We start from the raw sequence: 23,158 nt of genomic DNA, 5'->3' as shown, positions 1-23,158 counted from the left end.
CAGCTGACACGCGCCGGCCCCGTTCCAGAGCTGTTGCGCGATGCCAAGACGGGGCGCTGGGCCGCTGTTGTGCGCCCCGGTTGTGCGCTTGGCCAGATGGCGGGTCGGGGTGATCGTTTCCCCGGTGAACGGCATCACCCACACGGTCGTGAACCGGAGGCCGGTCAGTGCCAAGGGGTGTCGTGGCCCGCTATCCACGTGGTCAACGAACAGGCCGCGGAAAGGGCATGCGGGATGTCGAGTCTTGAGGTCCGGATGGGCGTGCTCGTGATGCGCACGATCAGCACGCGCAAACCCAACCAGGGCCTCGCCCAGCTGCCCCCGTCTGGCGACGTCCATGAAGGAAGCCGAGGCCGTGCCGCCGGACCGGGCGGATGCGGACGTCCGGGCCGCCGAGAGCTTCTTCGCCCACCACTTGGCGAAGTCTCGATGCTCCAGGGCGCCGTCGGATTGATCGGCACCTATTCCTCACCGGGCCGCCCCGCCGGTGTGGCACGACGCCCCGGTGGCCGCGATGTCCCAGTGGCCTCCACCCTCCCGGAAGGAACCCGCAACCACCATGAGTGACGACATCGCCTACGCGAAGATCCACCCCGCGATCGGAGTGGCCCGGGTGGGCAACAGCACCCGCGACGACGGCTGGTACTACGGCCCGGAGACGCCCGACCCCGACCCGATGCCGGCCGGCTCCCTCAAGGACGACACCGGCGCCTTCAAGCGCCAGGCGGCCCGCTTCCGCCTCTACGGCTACGACAGCGCCGGCAACGTCGTACGCGAGCTGACGAACCACAACGCCTCGATCGAGTGGGGTGTCCACGTCGCGAACCAGAAAGCCGCCTGGTACGAGTTCAGGCTCGCCCTCGACATCCCCGACATGCAGGGCCGCAGAACGCCGAGACGCAACAAGGGCATCGACCGCCGGAGCCTCGTCATCGACCCCGGCCGCAAGACCCTGCGCGCCGGCACCGGCCAGAGCGTGGAGTTCACCGGCGGCACGTTCCAGGGCATCCCCGTCCCGCTGGGCCGGATGCACACCGACGAGGACGGCCGGCTCGTGGTGCTCGGCGGCTCCGGCCGGTCCGCCGCGAAGAACAACGAGCCACTGCACTCGTACGGCAACAACGACGGCTGGTACGACGACATCTCCGACGGCCCGGTCACCGCCACCCTCAGCGTGGACGGCCGCCCCATCGAGGTCCGACCGGCCTGGGTCGTGGTGGGCCCGCCCAACTACGCACCGGACATCAAGACCGTGCGCACCCTCTACGACCTGCTCCTCGACGTCTTCGTCAGCAAGGGCCAACTGCCCCGGCCCGCGCAGGTGTCCTTCACCCACCACATCGCGCCCCTCCTGGAGCGCTTCAGCAACCTGCAGTGGGTCAACAAGGGCTTCGCCACCCACTTCGGCTGCAACGGCCCGCAGGACTTCACCACCACCGAACTGCAGCGCCGCCTCTCCCAGCCCGGCACCACCTACCGCGAGCTGCGCCGCCAGGTGTACACCGCCATGCGCGACTACGAGCGGGACGGACTGGCGCCGATGACCTGGCCGTGGTTCTACGGCGACGGCATGGCCGGCCGCCCCAAGTCACCGCGGCAGTACATGACCCTGTCGGCCCTCCAGATGGACATGCTGCTCAGGTGGTCCAAGGGCGACTTCGTCGACGCCCCCGGGCCTGTCTCTCCGCGCCACCTGGAGGACGCTCCCCTCGCCGAGCAGCCCGGGCTCCTGGACCGCGCCGCCCTCGACTTCTGCCTCGCCGATGCCTTCCACCCCGGCTGCGAGGTGACCTGGCCCATCCGGCACGCGACGATGTTCGCCGAACCGTTCCGCATCCTGCACCGCACCGAGGGAGAGGCGGAGCCCGACTACGGCGAGGAGCTCACTCCCGAGAAGGCGCTGGCCGCCGATGGTCCCCTGCACGCCCAGGGGCCGGGCGGCCTGACCCGGTGGATGGCCATCCCCTGGCAGACGGACACCGCCAGCTGCCGCTCGGGCTACGAGTCCACCGCCGGCCTGGGCCCCCGGTACGACCCCCACCTGCCGACCTTCTGGCCCGCCCGGGTGCCCAACCACGTGCTGACCGAGCGCGACTTCCGGATCGTCAACAAGGAGGGCGGCCTGACACCCTCGGAGGACGAGCGGACCGCGGCGTTCGCCAACCGGGCCTCCTGGCTGCGAGGCCTGAAGGGCACGTACGAGGATCAGTTGAAGCAGGCCGTCGCGGAGTGGCACCGCTTCGGCGTCGTGGAGACCCGCCGCTACACCGTCGGCGACAACCACTACCCGCTCCGCTTCCAGGTAGAGTCCGAGCCCGGCTTCGCCCTCGAAGGGGTGCCGGACGACCGGAACCTGGTCACCTTGCACGTATCGCAGTCCGCCGACGACACCACCCGGAACGCGGAGCTGTCCCGCCTCGCCGAGGACGTCGGCCTCGCCCCCGAGAACATCACCGTCGGTTACATCGACAAGCTCGACCCCTTCGGGGAGGACGCCGCCAACGGCACCGGCCGCCAAGAGGGTTCTTCGTGACGGTGGACCGCACCGGTCACCGGGCGGCCGCCGCGCCCACGTACGACGTGGTGGTCGCCGGCGGCGGTCCGGCCGGCGCCGCCGCCGCTCTGGCACTGGCCCGTGCCGGCCGCACCGTCCTGCTCGCCGACGCCGCCGGCGGACCGCCGCCCGTCGGCGAGGCGCTGCCGGCCGCCGCCCGGGTCCTTCTCCACGATCTTTCCGCGCAGGACGTGCTCGACGAGCGCCATCACCTGCCCTGTTACGCGAACCTGTCCGTCTGGGGCTCGGACGACCTCGCCGCCCAGGACAGCATCCTCGACCCGCACGGCCACGGCTGGCACCTGGACCGCGGCCGCTTCGACCGGGAGCTGCGCGCACGCGCCCGCCTCCTCGGTACCGACGTGGCCGAACGCACCACGGTCCGCCCCGCCGACCGCTCCGGCGACGGCACCTGGACCGTGGAGCTGCGCGGCCCCCGCGAGCGCCGCACCGTGCGCTGCCGCTGGCTGGTCGACGCCACGGGCCGCCGAGCGGGCCTGGCCACTGCGGCCGGCGCCCGCCGGGTGGTCCACGACCGGCTGGTCGCGCTCTGCCTGACCCTGCCCCCAGCGACCGCACCGGCCCCCGACGCCTCGACCCTCGTGGAGGCCGAGCCGGACGGCTGGTGGTACACGGCACTGCTGCCCGCCGGCCACCGGCTGCTCGCCCGGTACACCGACGCGGACCTCCCGGGCGGCCGGACGGGCGGCACCGGCCTGCGTACTGACGTGGCCCGCACCCGCCACACCGGCGCCCGGGTGTCCGCACACCCGTGGCCGACCGTCGCCGTGCGGCGCGCGCCCGCCCACACCGTCCGCCTGGATGCCGTCCACGGCGATGGGTGGGTCGCCGCCGGCGATGCCGCCGCCGCCTTCGACCCGCTGTCGTCGCAGGGCATCCTCACCGCCCTGTACACGGGCATGCGGGCCGGTCAGGCGGTCCACGACCACCTCGGCGGTGACCGCACCGCCCTCACCCACTACGCCGCCGAACTGGACACGATCACCGCCACCCACCTGCGCAACCGGCGCACCTTCTACGGCCTCGAGCACCGATGGCCCCGGCACACCTTCTGGCGCCGCCGCCACACCACCGGCCCGGCGCATCCCGCCGATGGCCGGCCGAACACCCGACCCGACCCGATCTCACCCACAGGAGTGCCCGCATGACCACCACCGACGCCACTTCCCCGTCCGACGCCGGCGCCCCCCGCCACGGCCACAGGTTCCTGCTCATCGGCACCGATACGATCTTCGCCTACCATCTCCCGCTCTACCGCGTCGCCGTCCACGCCTTCCAGATGATCACGAAGTTCGGCCTGGACGGGAGCCTGCGGAAGAAGTACCTCGACGACCTCGGCAACCACGAGGACCGGCAGGTGTACTACTCCCTGTTCTCCGAGGGCCACTGGCCTCTGAAGGAGATCGTCGACGGCACCCGTACCTCGCTGAAGGTGGAACTCGAGCGGGTGACCGTCGACAGCGCCGGCGCTCGCACCTTCACCAAGATCCTCGACGAGACCACCGCCACCTGCCGCAAGCAGGACGTCGTCCACTACGAGCCGCTCGACGCCACCGACTACCCCGAGCACCTCACCTACCTCGCCTTCGGCGAGGGTTCCGAGGTCCACCTCGCCCACCAGCTCGCCGCCTCGCCGAACTGGGACGAGGTCATCACCACCTCGAGGCCCGCCGGCTTCGAGCAGAGCGACCTCGACCACGCCGCCGCCGTCACCATCCCCGCCATCAAGGACCCGAAAGGCGTCGTCAAGACGAGCCCCCTGGTGAAGGGCAAGCCCTACGAGGGCCTGATCGGGACCCGCGAGGTCACCTTCACCGCCGGGCGCCAGGGCTGGTGGAACCACACCAGCCTCAACAACTAGGAGCCACGAACATCGAGCGCCGCACCCCATGGCGGGCGGCCGGGTCTCCGGCGCCTTGATGGCGGCTCGCCATGCCGTCGCCGGAGAACCACCGAGCTGCAACGCGGCCCCGCCGGCCGAAACCGGCGGGGCCGCGTCCGTCTGCTCTGTGCATGCGCGGGCCGCGTGTACGGGGGGCGAATGCGGCGGTCTGGGGGATCCGCCTGCCGGGCTCCCCGCGCTCCCGCACGGACGTGCCGGAGCTGCGAGCGGGCACAGGACCGGTCGGCGACCGGCCGCTCGCACAGGGCCCGGTGCCCGGGTCGGCGGCCGACCCGGGCACTCGGTTCCGGACTTCTACTCCATGAACTGGAAGGTCCATGCCTGGCGTTGGTTGCTGACCTCAAGTGGCCTCAGGGCGATACGGGGAGGGAAGATCCGCAGCAGGCTGAGGTCCAGGGCCAGCTCCGCGCCGTCGACGGGGCCTCCGGGGACGACGACGTGGAAGGTGTGCGGCATTGCGCTCTGGTAGAGCGCCCACTCGCGCGGCTCGGGGTATCCGACGACCGGCTTGTTCGTCTCCGCGTCACCGTCGTAGGAGAGGTAGGTTTCGCTCCGGAGATTGCGGATCGTACAGTTGCCGTTCCCGAGTACCTCCACCTGCCATTCCTGCTCGCCGGGGTTGCCGGTGGGCGGCAGCAGGACCACGGGTGTCTTGGGCTCCGACGCCCCGCCTTCCATCGTGAGCAGCTGCTCGGGAGGACGGGTGATCGTGTAGGTGCCGTTCGGTACAGGTGCCAAGACCGACTCCACTTCTGACGCGCGGCACCCGCACGGGGTCACCGCTGATCTTTCGGGCCGACCCATCCCTTCCCCGCCGGCACGCGGCAGGGGTCAGGAAAGGCGCTGAGTCACCCTGCAGGAGTACAGCGAATCCGTCCCGGTGTGACGTTGTCCTCTGGCGCCTTCGGCGGCGTGTCTGTGGTGTTCGCTCTGCGGATCGCCTTGCCGGTGACGGCTGCCGGACCAGCTGAGCGGTCCGAAGCAGTTGTGGATGAGCCCGGGCGGCCACGGGGACTCCAGTTCACGTGAATCCGCCCTGCCGCAGCCGCAGAATCCGCTCCGCGACCACGCCGGACGATGGCTGGACCGTTTCCTGCTCGGCCGGAGCAACGGCGTGGACCGTTTGGCGCCGCTCATGCTCCGACCGCGTGACGCGGACCGGCTGGAGACCTACCCGAGCGGGTCCGCGCTGGAAAGCTCACCCCTCGCGGTGCCCGTGCGGACGGGTCCGGGCGTGGGCTCGCGAGGCGTGATCGCGGGCGTGGATTCACCCGCCGATTCAGGCCTGGTCCCCGTCGCGGGGCTCGTCGACTCGCCGTCGTACGGGAGCTGGTCAGCCGTGGCCGCCGGGTCAGCTACGCGGTCACTGCCCCAGTTCGCGGACGACGTACGGGCGGCGGGCGCGCTTCCCGTCCTCTACGAAGCACCCGACGTGGGTGCGACCTGCCCCTGTAGGAAGCGGACATCGACCTTGCGGGGCCGCTCACGGACTGGACCGCGCACCCGTCCGTCCTGACCGAGATGCGCGAGGACCGCCCTTGTACCGCACCGGGCGGGGCACAGTAGATGTCCGGGCGGCATCACCTGCCGGGCGATCTTCTTGTCGTAGTAGGCCCGCGATGCCGGGTCGCCCAGGGCGGCGAACGCGGAGAGGAAGAAGGCCCTCTTGGGCTGCTTGTTTCCTCTCCTGGAGGGCTGTTCGCCGCGGATGGATGAGCCCGAGCTGCGGATCGCCGGGGCGAGTCCGGCGTAGGCGGCGAGGTGGCCGGCGGTCGGGAAGGTGCTGCCATCGCCGACCTCGATGTGAGGTCAAGGTGCGGTCTGGGCCGGGCGGCGGCTCTGTTCGTGTTGATTGTGTGCCGGCCCCAGGCGGTGACGAGGGTGTAGCCGAGCGCGTGCGTTCGCAGGCCTGGGCCTTGCCGGACCAGCGTCAGCGAACACCTGGGTCAAGCCGGTCGCCGCCGACGTCTACGACTTCAGCCTCGGGCGGCTCGGGGCCACGACAGGCGGGCTGGTGGCGCCGGCCGGCGCGTAAGTGGCCCTGCTGCTGGGGCTGATCGGCACAGCGCTCGGCGGGCGAGGTCTGTCCCGCTCCCGCCGCACCGGCTGACCGGCGCGGTCACGCCCTGCCGACGTAGCGGCAGAGTAAGTACGAGCGGAGACCTGATCAGCCGATCCGGTCACCATGCGGCGATGACCGGCGCGTCGGGTTCGTGCTGCCGCCAGGCCTCGTTGAGGCGCGTGAGCCTGCCCGCTGCGCCGATGCCGCGCAGGGACGCGACCTTGCCGTCACGGACTTCGAACGCCAAGGCGCCCACGACCCGGTGGTCGACCACGGCGAGGACGGCCGGGGAGCCGTTGACCAGTGCGAAATGGAACGTGGGTGAGCCGCCTGCCAGCCGCCGCTTCGCCGGCGTCGGCTTGAAGCCGGCCCGCACGTGCGAGGCAACCTGCTCGGGCGTGTTGTACTGCAACAGCCGCTTGGCCAAGCCGGCGCCGTCCGAGAGTGCCATCACGTCCTCGGTGAGCAACGCCACCAGCCGTTCGGTGCGCCCCGACGCGGCGGCGGCGAGGAACTCCTCGACGACCCGGCGCGCGGAGGCCGGGTCGGCCTCACCGCCTCGGCGGCGCTCGGCGGCGACCCGGATCCGGGCCCGATGGACATGCTGCTGGCTCGCCGACTCGGTGATGTCGAGGATCTGAGCCATCTCGGCGTGGCTGTACGAGAAGGCCTCACGCAGGACGTAGACGGCCCGCTCGAGGGGCGAGAGACGCTCCATCAGGGTCAGTACGGCCAAGGACACCGATTCGCGCTGCTCGAAGGTGTCGGCCGGGCCGAGCATCGGGTCGCCGTCGAGGAGCGGTTCGGGCAGCCAAGCGCCGGCCGCTCGCTCGTGGCGCGCCTGTGCCGAGCGGAGCCGGTCGAGGCACAGGTTGGTGACGACCTTGGTCAGCCACGCTTCCGGCACGTCGATCCGTTCCCGGTCGGCGGCCTGCCAGCGCAGGAACGCGTCCTGCACGGCGTCCTCGGCGTCGGAGGCCGAGCCGAGCAGACGGTACGCGAGCGAGGCCAGCCGGTTCCGGCCGGCCTCGAACCGACTGGTGTCGAAGCGATCACTGACGGTGCTGTCCATGCGGATCACCCTAGGCGGCTACGCGACCGCGTTGTCGGCGGGAGCATCCGGCGCGTACGGGACCGCGTTCGCGGCGGACGCGTCCGGCGCGGCGGCCAGGTGGCGCTTGCGCTTGGGCATGCAGAAGGTCGGGTGCGAGTTGGTCCACAGCGACATCTTGAGGATGCCGGCCTTGATCCGTGCGGCCTTGCGGCCGCCCATGTACTTCGGCTTTGCCTGTCCTTCGTGGTCGACCATCTGCAGGATCCCGTCCTGCCGGCCGAGGCTGATGTGGTTGCCCGGGTAGTCCAGCTTGACGTGTCCGATCTTGCTGCTGGTGAGGCGTCCCACGATGGCCTTCATGGCCTGCATGCCGGTGTAGCCGGCCGTGGCGCAGGACATCGGCAGCGGCAGGCCGTTGTCGCCGATGGCGTAGACGCTGTCGCCGGCCGCGTAGACGTTCGGGTGCGAGAGCGAGCGCATGGTGCGGTCCACGAGTATCCGGCCGTTCTCGGTGACCTCCAGCCCGGCAGCGGCAGCGATCGGGTTGACCGCGAACCCGGCCGTCCACACGGTGGCGTCGGACGCCGGCGCCGTGCCGTCGGCGCACAACACCCTTGTCGCTTCGACGGCTTCGACGCTGGTGTGCTCGAGGACGGTGATGCCCAACCGGTCGCAGGCCCGGCGCAGGTGGCCGCGGGCTCCGGCGGAGAGCCGGTCACCCAGCTCGCCGCGGGCGACCAGCGCCACCGACAGGCCGGGCCGGGATTCGGCGATCTCGGTGGCGGTCTCGATGCCGGTCAACCCGTCGCCGACGACCACCACACCCCCGCCTTCCCGCAGGCCGTCCAGACGCTCGCGCAGGCGCAGCGCCGAGGGCCCGGTGGCGACATCGAAGGCGTGCTCGGCCACACCGGGGACGCTCCGGTCGTCACCGTGGCTACCGAGCGCGTAGAGAAGCGTGTCGTAGCCGAGTTCCTCAGCGCCGTCGGCGCCGGCCACGGCGACGACCTGGCGCTCGGGGTCGACGGTCGTGACACGGGCCAGGCGCAGCCGTATCCCCGTGCCCGCGAAGATGTCGGCGAGCTTCTGGGTTTCGATTTCCTGGCCGGCCGCGACCTGGTGGAGCCGCAGCCGCTCGACGAAGTACGGCACGGCGTTGACCACGGTGATCTCGGTGTCGGCCGGGGACAGCCGGCGGGCCAGGTTTCCAGCCACGTAGGTCCCGGCATAGCCGGCCCCGAGGACGACGATGCGGTGCTTCATGTGATGCTCCTGTCGGTTCGCTCCGCTGGGCTCTCGGTGACTTGAGCGGGACAGCGCCCCGATTCCTGACAGGAACCACATGTGACGTGGGTCACAGGTAGGTAGGAACGCTGCCCAGCGATGGTCGGGACGCCGAGGCAGCACAGACGCAGGCCGAGCCGAACGGGGTCATCCGATGCCGATCACCGTCGACGTCGACGTAGACGTCACGCACGCCAACCGGAACGCACGTCGGCATCACACCGGCCGACCTGGCCGTGCCGAAGCATGGGCGCGCCGGTGCCGTCCGACTCACCAGCCTCGCCCCACTCTGCGGAGCCCTCGACTGACCGCCCGGCGACCTGCTGCTCCCTGCAGCCGGAGTCCGGGCACGAACTCCGGGGCCGGCTGAGAGCGTCGGTGGCGTACAGGACTACCGGCGCGGCCGCCCCGGCCGGCCCCCGGCCGCCTCGCCCCGGCGGGGTCAGGCGCCGCCGGGCGCGGCTTGCTCCTCCAGCAGGCGGGTCGCCATCGCGCGCATCTCGATCTTGCGGATCTTCCCCGTGACCGTCATCGGGAACTCCTCCACGACGTGGACGTAGCGGGGGATCTTGAAGTGGGCGAGCCGTCCCGCGCAGTACGCGCGCACGGCCTGCGCCGTCAGCGGCTCGGCCCCCTCGCGCATCCGTACCCACGCCATCAGCTCCTCCCCGTACTTCGGGTCGGGCACCCCGATGACCTGAACGTCCATGACGTCGGGGTGGGCGTGGAGGAACTCCTCGACCTCGCGCGGGTAGAGGTTCTCGCCTCCCCGGATCACCATGTCCTTGATCCGGCCGGTGATGCTCAGGTAGCCGTCACCGTCCATGACCGCCAGGTCACCGGTGTGCATCCAGCCCTCCGGGTCGACGGCCTCGGCGGTCTTCTCGGGCTCGCCCCAGTAGCCGAGCATCACCGAGTAGCCCCGGGTGCACAGCTCTCCCGGGGTGCCGCGCGGGACGGTCCGGCCGGACTGCGGATCGACCACCTTGACCTCCAGGTGCGGGCCGACCCGGCCCACCGTGGAGACCCGGCGCTCGACCGAGTCGTCCACACGGGTCTGCGTGGACACCGGCGAGGTCTCCGTCATGCCGTAACAGATGGAGACCTCGGCCATCCCCATCCGCTCGATGACCTCGGTCATGACCTCCACGGGGCAGGGCGAACCCGCCATGATCCCCGTGCGCAGGCTCGACAGGTCGTACCCGTCGAACCCGGGGGCGGCCAGCTCGGCGATGAACATGGTGGGGACCCCGTACAGGGAGGTGCAGGCCTCCGCCTCCACCGCCGCCAGCGTCGCCGCCGGATCGAAGGCGGGCGCGGGGATCACCATCGCCGCACCGTGGCTGGTGCAGGCGAGGTTGCCCATCACCATCCCGAAGCAGTGGTAGAAGGGAACCGGGATGCACACCCGGTCGCGTTCGCCGTACCCGCACAGCTCGCCCACGAAGAAGCCGTTGTTGAGGATGTTGTGGTGCGAGAGGGTGGCTCCCTTGGGGAAGCCCGTGGTGCCCGAGGTGTACTGGATGTTGATCGGGTCGTCCGGGCTCAGCGAAGCCTGCGCCCGCGCCAGTGCGGCCGGATCGGCCCCGCGCCCGCGTTCCAGCAGCGCGTCCCACCGCGGTCCGTCGAACAGGATGGTGAACTCCAGTCCCGGGCAGCGCGGCCGGACCTCCTCGATCATCGCCGCGTAGTCGGAGCTCTTGAAGCGCTCCGCCGCGACCAGCAGCCGGATGCCGGACTGCCCGAGCACGTACTCCAACTCGTGGGAGCGGTACGCCGGGTTCACGGTGACCAGGATCGCCCCGATCTTCGCGGTGGCGTACTGCACAAGCGTCCACTCGGCGCGGTTGGGCGCCCAGATGCCGACCCGGTCGCCCCTCACGATCCCGAGGTCCAGCAGCCCCAGGGCGAGGGCGTCCACGTCGGCGGCCAGCTCCGCGTACGTCCACCGGCGGCCGGCGGTCACGTCCACGAGCGCGTCCCGGCCGGGGAAGCGTCGTACGGTCCGGTCGAGGTTGTCCCCGATCGTCTCGCGGAGCAGCGGAACCTCGGAACTCCCGGACGCACGACTCGACGCTTCGGACACACGTACCTCCTGCACTCGCTACGGCGATGACGGCCAACGCGCACCGCCATGATCTCCTTCCGACGGGCCGCGGCACCAGAGGTACGCGGGCGCGGCCCGAGGACCGGGCCGCGGATCGGGAAGCTTCGGGGCGGCGGGCCGCCGGCGCGGCTGAGAATTGGCTGTGAGTGGGGACGACGGCCCTCACGGCTCTTGCGTGAAAAGCGAACAACAGTAAAAGTGATGGTGAACAAGGTATCCATCGTTGCCGCTGAGCGCGCCGCTCCTGCCCGGGACGCTCGGCGGATCGGCTGCCGCACACCGGCACCGCACACCGAGGTCGTACATGCAGGGTGTCCCCCGCCTACTCCTGCCCGCCGGACTGCGCAGACTCGCCCGGACGCTGCGTCGAGCGGGCGGCGTTCCGCCGCAGCCCGGTCCCGCCGGGCGGGAGCGCATCGGCGGCAGGACCGCTGCGCCCAGCGGGCTCACCGCCCGCGAGGAGGAGCTGCTGGCGACGGTGCCGGGCCTGATCCACCACCGCGATCGTCTCGCGACCGTACGGGACGACCTGCTCCCCGCCGATGCCCGTACCGCCACTCTTCGGTCGGTGGCCGAGGCCCTGGAGGCTGCGGCCGTCTCCTACGGGCTGGTGCCCGACGGGGGGCTCGTCCACCGGGTGGCCATCGCGCCCGGCGACCGGGCCGCGGCTTTGAAGGCCTGCGCCGCCGCATTCACGGGGCTCCCCGTCTACGCACGCCTGCTCACCGCTGACGGCGAAGCCGGGGACGTACTCGCCGAGGACCTCCCGGCGGCGGTCGAGTCCGCCGAGACAGCCGGCGCACGGGACAGGCAGGACGCGAAGGACGCGACGCACACCGCTCGCGTGCGGGCCGTACGCGTCCACCAGCCGATCATCACCTCCGGCCGGACTCTGGCCTACGGCCCCGAGACCGGATGCGACCTGGAGTTCTGGGAGCTTCCCGACTCCGGCGAGGGCGCTCAGGCCGTGCTGCGCGAGACCCCGTACGGGTGGTGGGTACCCTCCCTGGCCGCCTCTGCCACCCGCCGCATCGACGACCGGGAGTACCCCGTCGTCGACTGCTTCTCGAGCCGCTTCCCCGACGACATCGACTTCCCGATCGACGCGGTGATCACCTGGGTGGACGCCGCCGACCCCGCCTGGCGCCACCGCCGGGACCAGGCCGCCGAGGCGGAGGCCGGTTCGGGTCGCTCCTCCGGGATCGACGAGACCGACGGGAACGACGGGATCGATGGGATCGGCGGGATCGACCTTGCCGAGAACCGCTACCGCGACCGCGGCGAGCTCCGATACTGCCTGCGCTCCATCGCCGCCTACGCCCCCTGGATCCGGCGCATCTTCCTCGTCACCGACGACCAGGCTCCCGCCTGGCTCGCAGCCGACCATCCCCGCATCACGCTCATCGACCATCGCGAGCTGTCCACGGAACCGGCGGCCCCCGCGGTGTTCAACTCCCACGCCATCGAGAGCCGACTGCACCACATCCCCGGCCTGGCCGAGCACTTCCTCTACTTCAACGACGACATCTTCCTCGGCCGCCCCCAGCGCCCGCAGAACTTCTTCCTGCCCTCCGGACTGCCCAAGGTCTTCCACGACTGGCGGGCCGTGGACCCGGGCAGCCGGGCCGGGGACGACGTGTTCACTTCTTCCCAGAAGGTCACCCGGCAGGCCGTCGAGGAGGCCGTCGGCCGCACCTATCCCCATATCCTGGCGCACACCCCCTACCCCCTCACCCGTTCCGCCTTCACCCGCGTCGAGGAACTGCTGCCCGGCCGGCTCGCGGCCACCGCCCGCTCCGTCTTTCGCAGCGCCGAAGACATCGCTCCTGTCACCCTCGCCGCCCACCTGGCGCTCGCCGAGGGACATGCCGTCGAGGGCGACCTCACGCACACCTACGTCAGCACCGCGCGCCGCGGCGAGATCGAGAGGCTGCCGGGTCTGGCCGCCGAGCGCGGCCACGACGCCTTCTGCCTCGCGGACGACGAGGACCCGGACGGAGCCGACGCGGGCGGAGCCGGAGGGGGACTGTCGGCGACGCAGCAGCACAACGTCGTGGCGGCCTTCCTGGAGGCCTACTTCCCGGTGCCCTCTCCGTTCGAGAACCCGCAGCCGGCCCCCTCCGGAAACGATTCCTCTCGGCCCGTCGCCTGACTGCCTCCCGCGTCGCCGGCGGCCCTGCCCGGAGCGCAAGCTCAGGGGGATGTTCGCCGCGTTCGACCCGGACGGCGACGGCCACCTCAGCCGTGAGCGGTTCGCCCTTCTCTGGCGCCAGTTCTGGATCGGCGACGACCCGGCGGACCCGGGCAATGTGCTCTGCGGCCGGATCCCCGGTCCCCGCTGACGAACGCCCGCCCACCGCGGACGGTCGGCCGCGCCTCGCCCCCGAGTCCCCCGCCACCTGCTGTTCTGTAGATCCCCGGTCCGGCCGGTCCCTTCCGCATATCAACGGTGGGCCCGGGCAGACGGTGACAACCGATCGGTGAACAGGACGACGAAGTGATGGGCGATCGCATGCGAAGCGTGGGCGTGGAGGAAGAGCTGCTGCTGGCGGACGCGGACAGCGGGGAGCCGCTCGCCGTGTCGGGAGCCGTGCTCGCCGCAGCCGACCGCGCCGCAACCGCCGGTGCGGAGGACGGCAAGGAGTCCGGCCACACGTTCGAGGCGGAGCTCCAGGAGGAGCAGGTCGAGTTCGGCACGAGGCCGGTGACGGAGATGGGTGAGCTGCAGGAGGAGATCCTCCGGTGGCGCGCCGAGGCCGCCCGGCACGCCGCGGAGGCCGGTGCGGTCGTGGCGGCCATCGGCACCTCACCGTTGGCCGTCCGCCCCTCGATCTCCCCGGGGCACCGCTACGAGTGGGTGTCGCGGCAGTTCGGCATGACCGCGCAGGAGCAGCTGACCTGCGGCTGCCACGTCCACGTATCGGTCGAGTCGGACGAGGAGGGCGTCGCCGTACTGGACCGCATCCGGCCCTGGCTGCCCGTGCTGACGGCGATGAGCGCGAATTCCCCGTTCTGGCAGGGCGAGGACACCCTCTACGGCAGCTACCGCAGCCGGGTCTGGAACCGGCTGCCCACGGCCGGGCCGGTGGACGTCTTCGGCTCGGCGGACCGCTACCACGCGGAGGTGCGCGCCATGGTCGAGTCGGGCGTGCTGCGCGACACGGGGATGATCTGGTTCGACGCGCGGCTGTCCGCCTCCTACCCGACGGTGGAGGTCAGGGTGGCGGACGTGTGCCTCGACGCCTCGACCCCCGTCCTGCTGGCCGCCCTCGTACGCGCCCTGGTGGAGACCGCGGCCCGGGAATGGCGAGCCGGCGAACCGCCGGCCAGGGTGAGCACCGGACTGCTCCGGCTCGCGTCGTGGCAGGCCGGCCGCTCGGGACTCGACGGTCCGCTGTTGCACCCCGAGACGCTGGGGGAGACCCCGCCCGAGGCCGCCGTCGACGCGCTGTACCGGCATGTTGCCGACGCCCTGGCCGACTCCGGTGACGCGGAGCTCGTGCGGGCCGGCATCGCCGGTCTCCTGGAGCACGGCAACGGCGCGCGCGTCCAGCGGAGCCTGCTGCGGTCGGAGGGGGACCTGGCCTCGGTCGTCCGGCACTGCGCGCTCCGGACCACGGCCGGCGCCGACCGGGCGGCCCGGGACACGCGGCGCTGACGAGGAGCCGCCGGGGCGCTCCGGACCCGGCCGTGCGGATCTCCGTTCCCGGCCGTGGCGTTCATAGCGGACGGAATAGGTGCTTCCGCAGGAGCATGATCGCGGGTGAGTCTTTTCGGTCAGGATCGAACCAGTTACTGAGGGTAAGGGCCGCCGCTCGGCGCCTCCCTGTGCTCCCTGTCCTCCCTTGTCCCACCTGTTCCGTGTTGCAGCGCAAACGGCAGGAATTCACGCGGCTGTACCCCGGGTAGCGCGAAGGATTTCCCGATCCGTGTCCACGGCGCCGCAAAACAAGTCCGAAAGTGACAGGTTTACTTTGACTCTTGAGCGATGCATCCATGAATGTCGTTCACATGTCCGACACATCTCGAGCCGCCACCGGTGGCCCTATGCGCTTGCGCGACTTCCGACTGTTACTCGCGGGAGCTGCCACCGGACAGCTCGGCGCCCAGGTGACCCTGGTGGCGCTGCCCCTCGTGGCCGTCCTCGAACTCGACGCTCCCGCCTTCCAGGTGGGCCTCCTGACGGCCGCGGAGACCGCCGCGTTCCTGCTCGTCGGGCTGCCCGCCGGGGCACTCACCGACCGTATGCGCAAGCGGCCGCTGATGATCCGCGCGGACCTGGTGCGCGCCGTGGCGATGGCCAGCATCCCCGTTGCCGCGCTCGCCGACGTCCTGACCATGGCTCAGCTCTACGTCGTCGCACTCGTGACCGGCGTGGCGACCGTGTTCTTCGACGTCGCCCATCAGAGTTACCTGCCGCAGATCCTGCCCCGTGACCAACTCGTGGCCGGCAACGGCGCCCTGGAGACCGTTCGTTCCACCGCCCAGGTGACCGGTCCCGGTATCGGCGGCGGACTCGTCCAGCTCGTCGGAGCGCACTTCGCGGTCATCGTCGACGCCATCGGCTACGTGCTCTCCGCCCTCTTCCTCCTGCGCGTCGAGCGGCCCGAGGAAACGCCCGAGCCCGCCACCGCCGGGGGATCCCTGCGCAAGGAGATCGGCGAGGGCGTCCGCTTCGTCTTCGGCCATCCGCTGCTCCGCGTCATCGCCCTCACCACCGGCCTCGCCAACTTCAGTACGGCCGTCCTCATGGCGACGCAGACCGTGCATCTCGTCCGCGTCGTCGGACTGGAGGCAGGCGGGCTGGGGCTGGTGCTGTCCGCGTCGGCCGTAGGAGGGCTCCTCGGCGCCCTGTGCGCCGGGCGCCTCGCAGCCGGGCTGGGCCAGGCCCGGGTCATGCTCCTTTCCGTCCTCGTGACCGGTCCGTTCGCGCTGCTGTGGCCCCTGTCCGGGCACGGCGTCCCCGGCGCGGTCCTCTTCGCCGCCGGATCGGCGGTCGTCTCCTTCGGCGCCGTCGTCTACAACGTCGCGCAGGTCAGCTTCCGCCAGGGGATGTGCCCACCACGGCTGCTCGGCCGGATGAACGCCACGCTGCGCTTCCTCATGTGGGGCACCCTGCCGCTCGGCGCCCTCCTCGGCGGAGCCCTCGCCCAGTCCTACGGGTCGCGTACGGCACTCGCCTGGTGCGCCGTCGGCATCCTGGCCGTACCACTGCCGCTGGTGCTCTCCCCGCTGCGCCGGATGCGGGACCTCCCCGGTCCGCAGGACGACGGCGGCGCCGGCCCCGCCCACGGGGAGCCGCGGGACAGGGCCTGCGCCGACGGCGACGAACGGCCGGCCCCCGCGCCCACCGCCTGACCGGCGCCCGGACACCGTACGGCGACCGGGTACGGCCCCCGCGCGGGCACCGCCGCCACCACCGACCGCACCGCCATGTCCGCAGGGCGAAGGGGCGCCCCCAGGCCTGCCCGCCGCCACACCGTTCCGCGCGACTGCGGCCACGACAAGGAGGACCACGTGCTCAGCATCACGAGTCAGTACCTGGCCCGCTACCGGCGCCTCACCGGTGACCGGCCCGACGTCCTGCTCCCGGTCACCGGAGCACAGCGCCGCTTCCTGCTGGTGCGTTCGCTGGACCCGTCGGGACGCCCCGACGTGGTGCCGATGTTCTTCGCGTTCCCGTACGGAACCATCGACCCCGAACGCCTGCGGGCAGCGGCGACCGGGCTCGCCGCCCGGCACACCGCCCTGCGCTCACGACCCGCCGTCATCCGCGGCACCCCCGTTCTGCGCGTCGCCGATCCGGACGTCGACGTCACACGGCCGCCCCTCGTACCGGGGGAGTCGCCCGCCGACGCGCTCCGTCGCGCGGTCGACTCCTGGGATGCGCAGGGTCCCCCCGTGCGGCTCTTCCTCGTGCGCGACGAGGAGCGGGAGGAGGACATCCTCGCCGTCGTCCTGGACCACGCCGTCTGCGACGGCCGTTCGCTGGCGCGGATCGTCGACGAACTCGGCGCCGCCTACAGCGAGGAGGCCGCCGGATCCCACGCCGCACCGGGGGAGACGGAAGCCGAACTCACCGCCTACCGGGACGCGGTCCTGCGCCAACTCGCCGCCGAGGAAAGGGCCGAGACGCCCGAAGCGGCCGCCTACTGGGCGGACCGGCTGCGCTCCCTGCACGCCCACGCCCCGGCGCCCCGTCCGGTACGCGTGCCCGACGGCGCATGGCCCAGTGGCGCCGCGCAGGCCCGGCTGCCCGCGCACGACGGCGGCGTGTCCTTCCCCGGACTGCTCGACGCCTGCCGCTCCGCGGTACGAGAGCTGTACGGCCCCGGCCTCGCGGTCCCGCTCGGCTACCCGTGGGGAGGGCGTCCCGCAGGAGCGGAGCCGGTCGTGGGCTGCTTCCTCAACACCCTCGTCTTCCCTGCCGACACCGGCCCCGGATCCGGCCCGGAGGCGACGGCCGACGCATGGTGGGACGACCTCGACCGGGCCGACATACCGTTCGACGCGGTCGTGACCGCTGCGCGGGCCGCCGGCTCGAGCTGGACCGGAGGCCTCGACGGACTGCTCACCGTGGACGACGACAGCCGCCGCCCGCCCCTGGTACTCGACGGTGTCGAGGGACGGGAGGTCCACGTCGACGGCAGACCGGTCCGCGGACCCTTCGCCGTCTCCGTCACCCAGGGAGCGGAGATCCGCCTGCGGATGGTGTGGGACCGGGCGGTACTCGACGACGAGACCGCGCACCGGGCGTTCGGCGCACTCACCCACACGCTCACCCACGCGCTGCGCCCCTCGGAACACCCCGTGCAGTGACGCCGCCGCCCCATCGACCCGCGGCCACCGCACACCGGCGCCCACGCATACCCCCGCACCGCCCGCCGCCGCAGCGCATCCCACGCCGCCGCGCACCCCAAGACTCCCCCCATGGCATCCCCCCACGCAGAAAGCGGCACCGCGCGACCCGCGAAGCCGTCCGCACGACGACCGGACACAACCGTGACCGGCACCGGATACCGACCCGACAACCTCAGGGATCGCCCATGCTTCCCCTCTCCTCCTCGCAGGAGATCGTCTGGCTGCACGAGCAGATGCAGCCCGGCAGTCGCGCCTACAACTTCACCGCCTCACTCGACCTGTGGGGCACCCTCGACACCGAGGCCCTGAGCCGGGGACTCGACGCCACCTTGGCCCGCCACCCCGGTCTGCGCCTCGAACTCGTCGCCTCCAGCGGGTCCGTACCGGCGCAGCGGGTCGCCCAGCAGTGCGCGCCGAGGCTGCGCACGGTCGACCTCAGCACGGGGGAGAACCCCGAGGCGGCCTTCGCCCGCCTCCTGCGCGCCGAGGCCGAGACACCGCTCGACACCTTCGAGGCACCGCTGATCCGCTGGACGCTCGTACGACTGGCCGAACGCCACCACCGGCTGATCCACGTCGAGCACCACCTGATCCACGACGGGCACTCCTTCGCGATCCTGCTCGACGACGTCTTCCGCGTCTACCGCGCCCACGTCCTCGGCGAGACCCTGGAACTCCCGCCCGCCTCGTCCTACGCGGACCACGTCCGGGACCGGGTCGGCGCCGCGTACGCCCCCGAATCTCTCGACTTCTGGCGGGCCGCACTGCGCGACCAGCAGCACGACCTGCCGCTGCCGGGCCTGACCCGCCCCGGTGCCCGCCGCAACCACCACGGCGGACAGCTGCGCCAGACGATCGGCGCCGATCTCGCCGAACGCCTGCGCGGGCACGCCCGTGCACGCGGCCTCACCCCCTTCTCCACGCTCCTCGGGCTGTTCGCGGAACTCCTGCGCCGGCACAGCGGCCGCTCCCGCATGGTCATCGGCACCGCCGTCGGCAACCGGCCCCTCGGCTACGAGGACGCCGCGGGCATGTTCGTCAACACCATCGCGCTGCCGCTCGCCCTGGACGGCGCCGCCCCCGCCCAGGACACCATGGACGAGGTCACCGACACCCTCATCCGGGCCCTGCCGCACCAGGACGTGCCGGTCCAGGAGCTGACCCGGGCGCTCGGCATGCACACCTCCGGCGCCGACAACCCGCTCTTCTCCGTCATGTTCAGCGCCCACGACGCACCGCTGCCCGAGATCGACGTGCCCGGCCTCGACATCACCCTCTTCGAGGGCTTCAACACCGGCACCACCCGCTTCGACCTCGACGTGGTCCTGCTCCCGGACGACCGGCGCGGCGTCACCCCGCGCCACGGCTCGCCCGGCATGACGCTGGTCTGGGACTACGACATGGACCTGTTCGGCGAGGACGTCGCCCGGCTGCTCTCCGGCCGTTTCCTGAACCTGCTGCGCGCCTATCTCGACAGCCCCGAGACTCCGCTGGCCGACCTGGATCCGACCGTCGTGGAGCCCGCCGCCGAGCCCGTACCCGTGCCGGCCGACCGCGATCCGCTGGATCCCGTGGCCGCGCACCACCCGTCGCAGCCGGCCCTGCTGTGCGGCGCCCGCCGCCTCACCTACGGCGAACTCGACGACCGCGTCGCCTCGCTCGCCGGGCGACTGCGCGCCGCCGGCGTGACGCCCGGCCGGCCGGTGGCCGTGGTCCTGCCCAGGGGGACCGACTCGGTCGTCGCCCTGCTCGCCTGCCTGCGGACCGGCGCCGTCTACTGCCCGCTGTCCCCGTCCGATCCGCCGGCCCGGCTCGGTCTGCTGCTGGAGCGGCTCGCCCCGGCACTGGTACTCACCGGTGACGGCACCCCGGCCCTGCCGGAAGCACTGCCGACCGCCCGGATCGACGCCCCGGTGCTGCCTCCCGCGCGCGGGACCTCGGAACTACCCGGCACCGCATACGTCATCCACACCTCCGGGTCCACCGGGACGCCGAAGCCGGTCGCCGTCGGCCACGCGGCGCTCGTGCACCATCTGACGGCGGCCGCCGACCGGTTCGGCCTCACCACCTCGGACCGGGTCCTGATGTTCGCCCAGCCCTCCTTCGACGTGGCGCTCGAAGAGGTGCTGCCGGCCCTGCACGCCGGTGCGTGCCTGGTCCTGCCCGAGTACGAGGTGCCCACGGGTGCGGAGCTCGCCGAACTGCTGGTGTCCGCCCGGGTCACCGTCGCCAACCTGCCCACCAGCTACTTCCTCGCCACCCGCGAGGACCTGCGTCCCGCGCTGCGCGACGGGAGCTGGGCGCCCGGGCTGCTGGTCCTCGGCGGTGAGCGTCTCCCCGTGGAGGCACTGCGCGGCGTCCTCGCCGACACCGACGCCACCGTGCTCAACGTGTACGGCGTCACGGAGGCCGCCATCAGCTCGACCGTCCACGAGGTCTCCCGCGACGCCCTCGCCGAGGGCGCCGAAATCCCCCTGGGAACCGAGCTCCCGGGCGAGCGGATCCACGTACTGGACGCCCACCACCGCCCGCTGCCGTCCGGCGCGGTCGGTGAACTCGCCGTCGCCGGGCCCGGTCTCGCCCAGGGCTACGCGGGCAACGACGAGGCGACGGCCGCCCGGTTCGTCACCCTCGACGCACTCGACGGGCAGCGCGTCTACCTCACCGGCGACCTCGGCTACCGCGGTACGGACGGTCTGCTGTACTTCCTCGGGCGGCGCGACAACCAGATCAAGCTGCGCGGTCACCGCATCGAGCTGGAAGAGATCGAGGCGGCGGCCTCCGCGGTACTGGGCGGCCGGTCCTGCGCCGTCGTACTGGACCGGGAGAACCCCGGCGGGCCCCGGCTCGTCGGCTTCCTCGAAGAAGGCGCCGACGGCGCGGCCTTCGACGAGAAGGCACTGCACGCCGAGCTGAGCCACCGCCTGCCCGGCCCCCTCGTGCCCGCCCGGTGGGCACGGCTGGACACCATGCCGACGCTCGCCGGCGGCAAGCCCGACCGTACGGCACTGTCCCGCAGGGCCGCGGCGCTCGACCCCGACGACACCGCGACGTCCGATGCCGCGACCGGCTCCGAGCCCGGAACCGAGCCCGGAACCGGCTCCGAACCCGGGCCGGCGGCCACCGCCGTGTCCGCCGTCTCCGACGATCCGCTGACGGCGCTGCTCACCGAAGGCTGGCGCAAGGTTCTCGGTCACAGCCGTTTCGACGCCCGCTCCCACTTCTTCCACAGCGGGGGCCATTCCCTGCTGGCCGCCGAGCTGGCCGCCTGGCTGGAGCCCCGGCTGGGCACGCGCCCGCCGCTGAGGGTGCTCTTCCGCAACCCCGTGCTCGCCGACCAGGCCGAAGCCCTCGCCGCCACCACCCTTTCCACGGAGTCGTGATGACCCAGTCCCCGACCGCGCCCGCCATACCCGCCGTGCCCCGCACGACCCACCTCGTTACCGGCTCCGCGCTGAGCGTCGCCCACGGCCCCTCCGCCGAACCGACCAGTGTGGTCGCCCGCTTCGAGGACTGGGCCCGGCGTACCCCGCAGGCTCCGGCGGTGATCGACGGCACGCAGATCTGGACGTACCAGGACCTCGACGCGGCGGCCGCCCTGGTCGCCGCCGACCTCGCCGACCGCGTCCACCCCGGTGACCTGGTCGGCGTCTGCCTCGACCGTTCCACCGCCCTGGTGGTGACCGCCGTCGCGCTCGCCCGGCTCGGCGCCGTCTACCTGCCGCTCGGTCCCCGCCCCGGCGAACGCCGCATCCAGGCCGTCACCGAGGACCTCGACGTCGCCTGTCTCATCGGCGACCCCGGTGTCCTTCCCGGGGAACACCGCAGCGGAGCGCACTTCCCGCTGCTGCTGCCCACCGACGGTGTCAACGCCCCCTCCGCCGCGGTGGCGGCCTTCGCCGACGCGGTCCGCGGCACCCGGCGTGCGCCGGGAGGCGCCCTGTACGCCGTCCTCACCTCCGGCTCCACCGGCCGCCCCAAGGCGGTCGCCGTGGCCGAGTCCTCGCTCTCCGTCGCCCTCGACTGGTACCGGGCCGAGACCGGCCTCGCACCGGGCGACCGCCAGTCCCTGCTCATCGGTGTCGCGTTCGACCCGCATCTGCTGGAACTGTGGGCCGCCCTGACCTCGGGGGCCGCCCTCGTCCCGGCCCCGGACGACACCCGCTGGGATTCGCACCTGCTCACCGACTGGTGGCGCGACACCGCCCTCACCCACGCGGTGGCGGCCACCCCCACCGTCGAACCGCTCCTGGACCGGCCGTGGCCGCAGGACCTGAAGCTGCGTCACCTCGTCGTCGGCGGCGACCGCATGCGCCGCCGCCCCGCCGCCGACGTCACCGCCACCGTCCACAACGCCTACGGCCCCGCCGAAGCCACTGTCGTCACCACCACGCACACGATGCGCGGCACCGACCCGGAGGCCGGAGACCAGGCCCCGCCCCCCATCGGCACCGCGCTGCCGGGCGTCACCCTCGTCGTCACGGACGACGAGGGCCACCCGGTCGCCCGCGGGCAGGAGGGCGAACTGCGCGTCGGCGGCCACTGCCTGGCGCTCGGCTACCTTGACCCCGAACTCACCGCACTCCGGTTCACCTCGCCTCCCCGAGAACCGGCGCTGCCCGCGATCGACCGCCTCTACCGCACCGGCGACCGGGTACGGATGAACGCCGACGACAGCCTGGACTTCCTCGGCCGTCTCGACGACCAGGTGAAGATCAGCGGGGTGCGGATCGAACCGGTCGAGGTGGAAGCCGCCTTCGAGCAGGACCCCCGGGTGCGCACTGCCGTCGTCACCGTGCTGCGCGACAGCTCGGGCCACGGCCGCCTCGTCGCACACGTTCGGCCCGCCGACGGCGCCGCACCCGCGACCGGGGATCTCCTCGCCGCGGTCCGGTCCTGGCTCCCCGAGCAGGCCGTTCCCACCGCCGTACGCATCGTTGACAGCTTCCCGCTCGACGCGAACGGCAAGGTGGACCGGACCGCCCTGGCGGTTCAGGCCCGGGCCCAGGACCCCGTACCGCCCCGGACGGCCACCTCGGACGGCCTCGCCGACATCACCGTCACCGTCACCGCCACCGAGCGGCTCGTACTGACCACCGTGCGCGAGCTCCTGGGCCGTCCCGGCATCGGCCTCGGCGACAACTTCACCGACGCCGGCGGCACCTCCGTGGTCGCCGCACGGCTGCTGGCGACCGTCGAACGCGAGGCCGGAGTACGCCTGCGCGCCCCCGAGCTGCTGCGCAGCACCGATCTGCGCGCCTTCGCCGCCCTCCTCGACCAGCGCCGGACCCCGCGCCCGCAAGGAGCCTGAC

14 protein-coding genes and 1 pseudogene are annotated in these 23,158 nt (G+C 72.4%); 10 read left to right on the top strand and 5 right to left on the bottom strand.

Annotated features, from left to right (window positions below; translation table 11 throughout):
- Nucleotides 1-559: 559 nt before the first annotated feature.
- Genes OG373_RS01085 through OG373_RS01075 form a run of 3 tightly spaced genes read left to right on the top strand, consistent with a single transcriptional unit; the run spans nucleotide 560 to nucleotide 4,436 of the window.
- Nucleotides 560-2,533, top strand: a complete 1,974-nt coding sequence (locus OG373_RS01085) for a LodA/GoxA family CTQ-dependent oxidase (RefSeq protein WP_405435219.1) — start codon at nucleotides 560-562, stop codon at nucleotides 2,531-2,533.
- Nucleotides 2,530-3,723: an NAD(P)/FAD-dependent oxidoreductase gene (locus tag OG373_RS01080; protein ID WP_405435218.1), complete on the top strand. Its 1,194-nt coding sequence runs from the start codon at nucleotides 2,530-2,532 to the stop codon at nucleotides 3,721-3,723. Before OG373_RS01085 ends, OG373_RS01080 begins: the two co-directional genes overlap by 4 nt.
- Nucleotides 3,720-4,436 (top strand): hypothetical protein, encoded by a 717-nt coding sequence (locus OG373_RS01075; RefSeq protein WP_405435217.1) that lies wholly within the window; start codon nucleotides 3,720-3,722, stop codon nucleotides 4,434-4,436. The genes OG373_RS01080 and OG373_RS01075 overlap by 4 nt, the downstream gene beginning before the upstream one ends.
- Nucleotides 4,437-4,772: 336 nt before the next feature.
- Here the strand turns inward: OG373_RS01075 and OG373_RS01070 are convergent, their stop codons facing one another.
- From OG373_RS01070 to OG373_RS01050, 5 genes and pseudogenes are all read right to left on the bottom strand, one after another.
- Entirely contained in the window at nucleotides 4,773-5,216 is a 444-nt protein-coding gene (locus tag OG373_RS01070) for a hypothetical protein (RefSeq protein WP_405435216.1), read from the bottom strand.
- Nucleotides 5,217-5,894: 678 nt separating this feature from the next.
- A pseudogene (locus OG373_RS01065) lies at nucleotides 5,895-6,257 on the bottom strand (IS110 family transposase); the annotation flags it as partial.
- A gap of 401 nt (nucleotides 6,258-6,658) precedes the next feature.
- On the bottom strand, nucleotides 6,659-7,612 hold the full coding sequence (locus OG373_RS01060; RefSeq protein ID WP_405435215.1) for a sigma-70 family RNA polymerase sigma factor: 954 nt from the start codon (nucleotides 7,610-7,612) through the stop codon (nucleotides 6,659-6,661).
- Between the two features lie 18 nt (nucleotides 7,613-7,630).
- The gene (locus tag OG373_RS01055) at nucleotides 7,631-8,857 is read right to left on the bottom strand and encodes an NAD(P)/FAD-dependent oxidoreductase (protein WP_405435214.1); all 1,227 of its coding nucleotides are present in this window, start codon (nucleotides 8,855-8,857) and stop codon (nucleotides 7,631-7,633) included.
- Nucleotides 8,858-9,320: 463 nt separating this feature from the next.
- Nucleotides 9,321-10,964 (bottom strand): AMP-binding protein, encoded by a 1,644-nt coding sequence (locus OG373_RS01050; RefSeq protein WP_405435213.1) that lies wholly within the window; start codon nucleotides 10,962-10,964, stop codon nucleotides 9,321-9,323.
- A gap of 325 nt (nucleotides 10,965-11,289) precedes the next feature.
- Between OG373_RS01050 and OG373_RS01045 the strand changes: the two genes are divergently transcribed.
- The 7 genes from OG373_RS01045 to OG373_RS01015 all read left to right on the top strand — a co-directional run bounded on the left by OG373_RS01045 (nucleotide 11,290) and on the right by OG373_RS01015 (nucleotide 23,157).
- A complete protein-coding gene (locus tag OG373_RS01045; RefSeq protein ID WP_405435212.1) occupies nucleotides 11,290-13,137 on the top strand; it encodes a stealth family protein in 1,848 nt (615 codons plus the stop codon).
- Between the two features lie 49 nt (nucleotides 13,138-13,186).
- Nucleotides 13,187-13,327 carry a hypothetical protein gene (locus tag OG373_RS01040; protein ID WP_405435211.1) on the top strand — a complete coding sequence of 47 codons (141 nt, stop codon included), beginning with the start codon at nucleotides 13,187-13,189 and terminating at the stop codon, nucleotides 13,325-13,327.
- Nucleotides 13,328-13,497: 170 nt separating this feature from the next.
- Entirely contained in the window at nucleotides 13,498-14,643 is a 1,146-nt protein-coding gene (locus OG373_RS01035) for a glutamate--cysteine ligase (RefSeq protein ID WP_405443892.1), read from the top strand.
- A 389-nt stretch (nucleotides 14,644-15,032) separates the two neighbouring features.
- Nucleotides 15,033-16,343 carry an MFS transporter gene (locus tag OG373_RS01030; RefSeq protein WP_405435210.1) on the top strand — a complete coding sequence of 437 codons (1,311 nt, stop codon included), beginning with the start codon at nucleotides 15,033-15,035 and terminating at the stop codon, nucleotides 16,341-16,343.
- A 159-nt stretch (nucleotides 16,344-16,502) separates the two neighbouring features.
- Nucleotides 16,503-17,804 (top strand): condensation domain-containing protein, encoded by a 1,302-nt coding sequence (locus tag OG373_RS01025; RefSeq protein WP_405435209.1) that lies wholly within the window; start codon nucleotides 16,503-16,505, stop codon nucleotides 17,802-17,804.
- 227 nt (nucleotides 17,805-18,031) lie between these two features.
- The gene (locus tag OG373_RS01020; RefSeq protein WP_405435208.1) at nucleotides 18,032-21,229 is read left to right on the top strand and encodes a non-ribosomal peptide synthetase; all 3,198 of its coding nucleotides are present in this window, start codon (nucleotides 18,032-18,034) and stop codon (nucleotides 21,227-21,229) included.
- Nucleotides 21,229-23,157 carry a non-ribosomal peptide synthetase gene (locus OG373_RS01015; protein WP_405435207.1) on the top strand — a complete coding sequence of 643 codons (1,929 nt, stop codon included), beginning with the start codon at nucleotides 21,229-21,231 and terminating at the stop codon, nucleotides 23,155-23,157. The genes OG373_RS01020 and OG373_RS01015 overlap by 1 nt, the downstream gene beginning before the upstream one ends.
- Nucleotide 23,158: the final 1 nt, after the last annotated feature.

The sequence above is a fragment of the Streptomyces avidinii genome (genome assembly GCF_045161815.1).
Taxonomy (GTDB): Bacteria; Actinomycetota; Actinomycetes; order Streptomycetales; family Streptomycetaceae; genus Streptomyces; species Streptomyces avidinii.
Note: the sequence above shows the minus strand (reverse complement) of the source record. Positions and strands in the feature narration are given on the sequence as shown.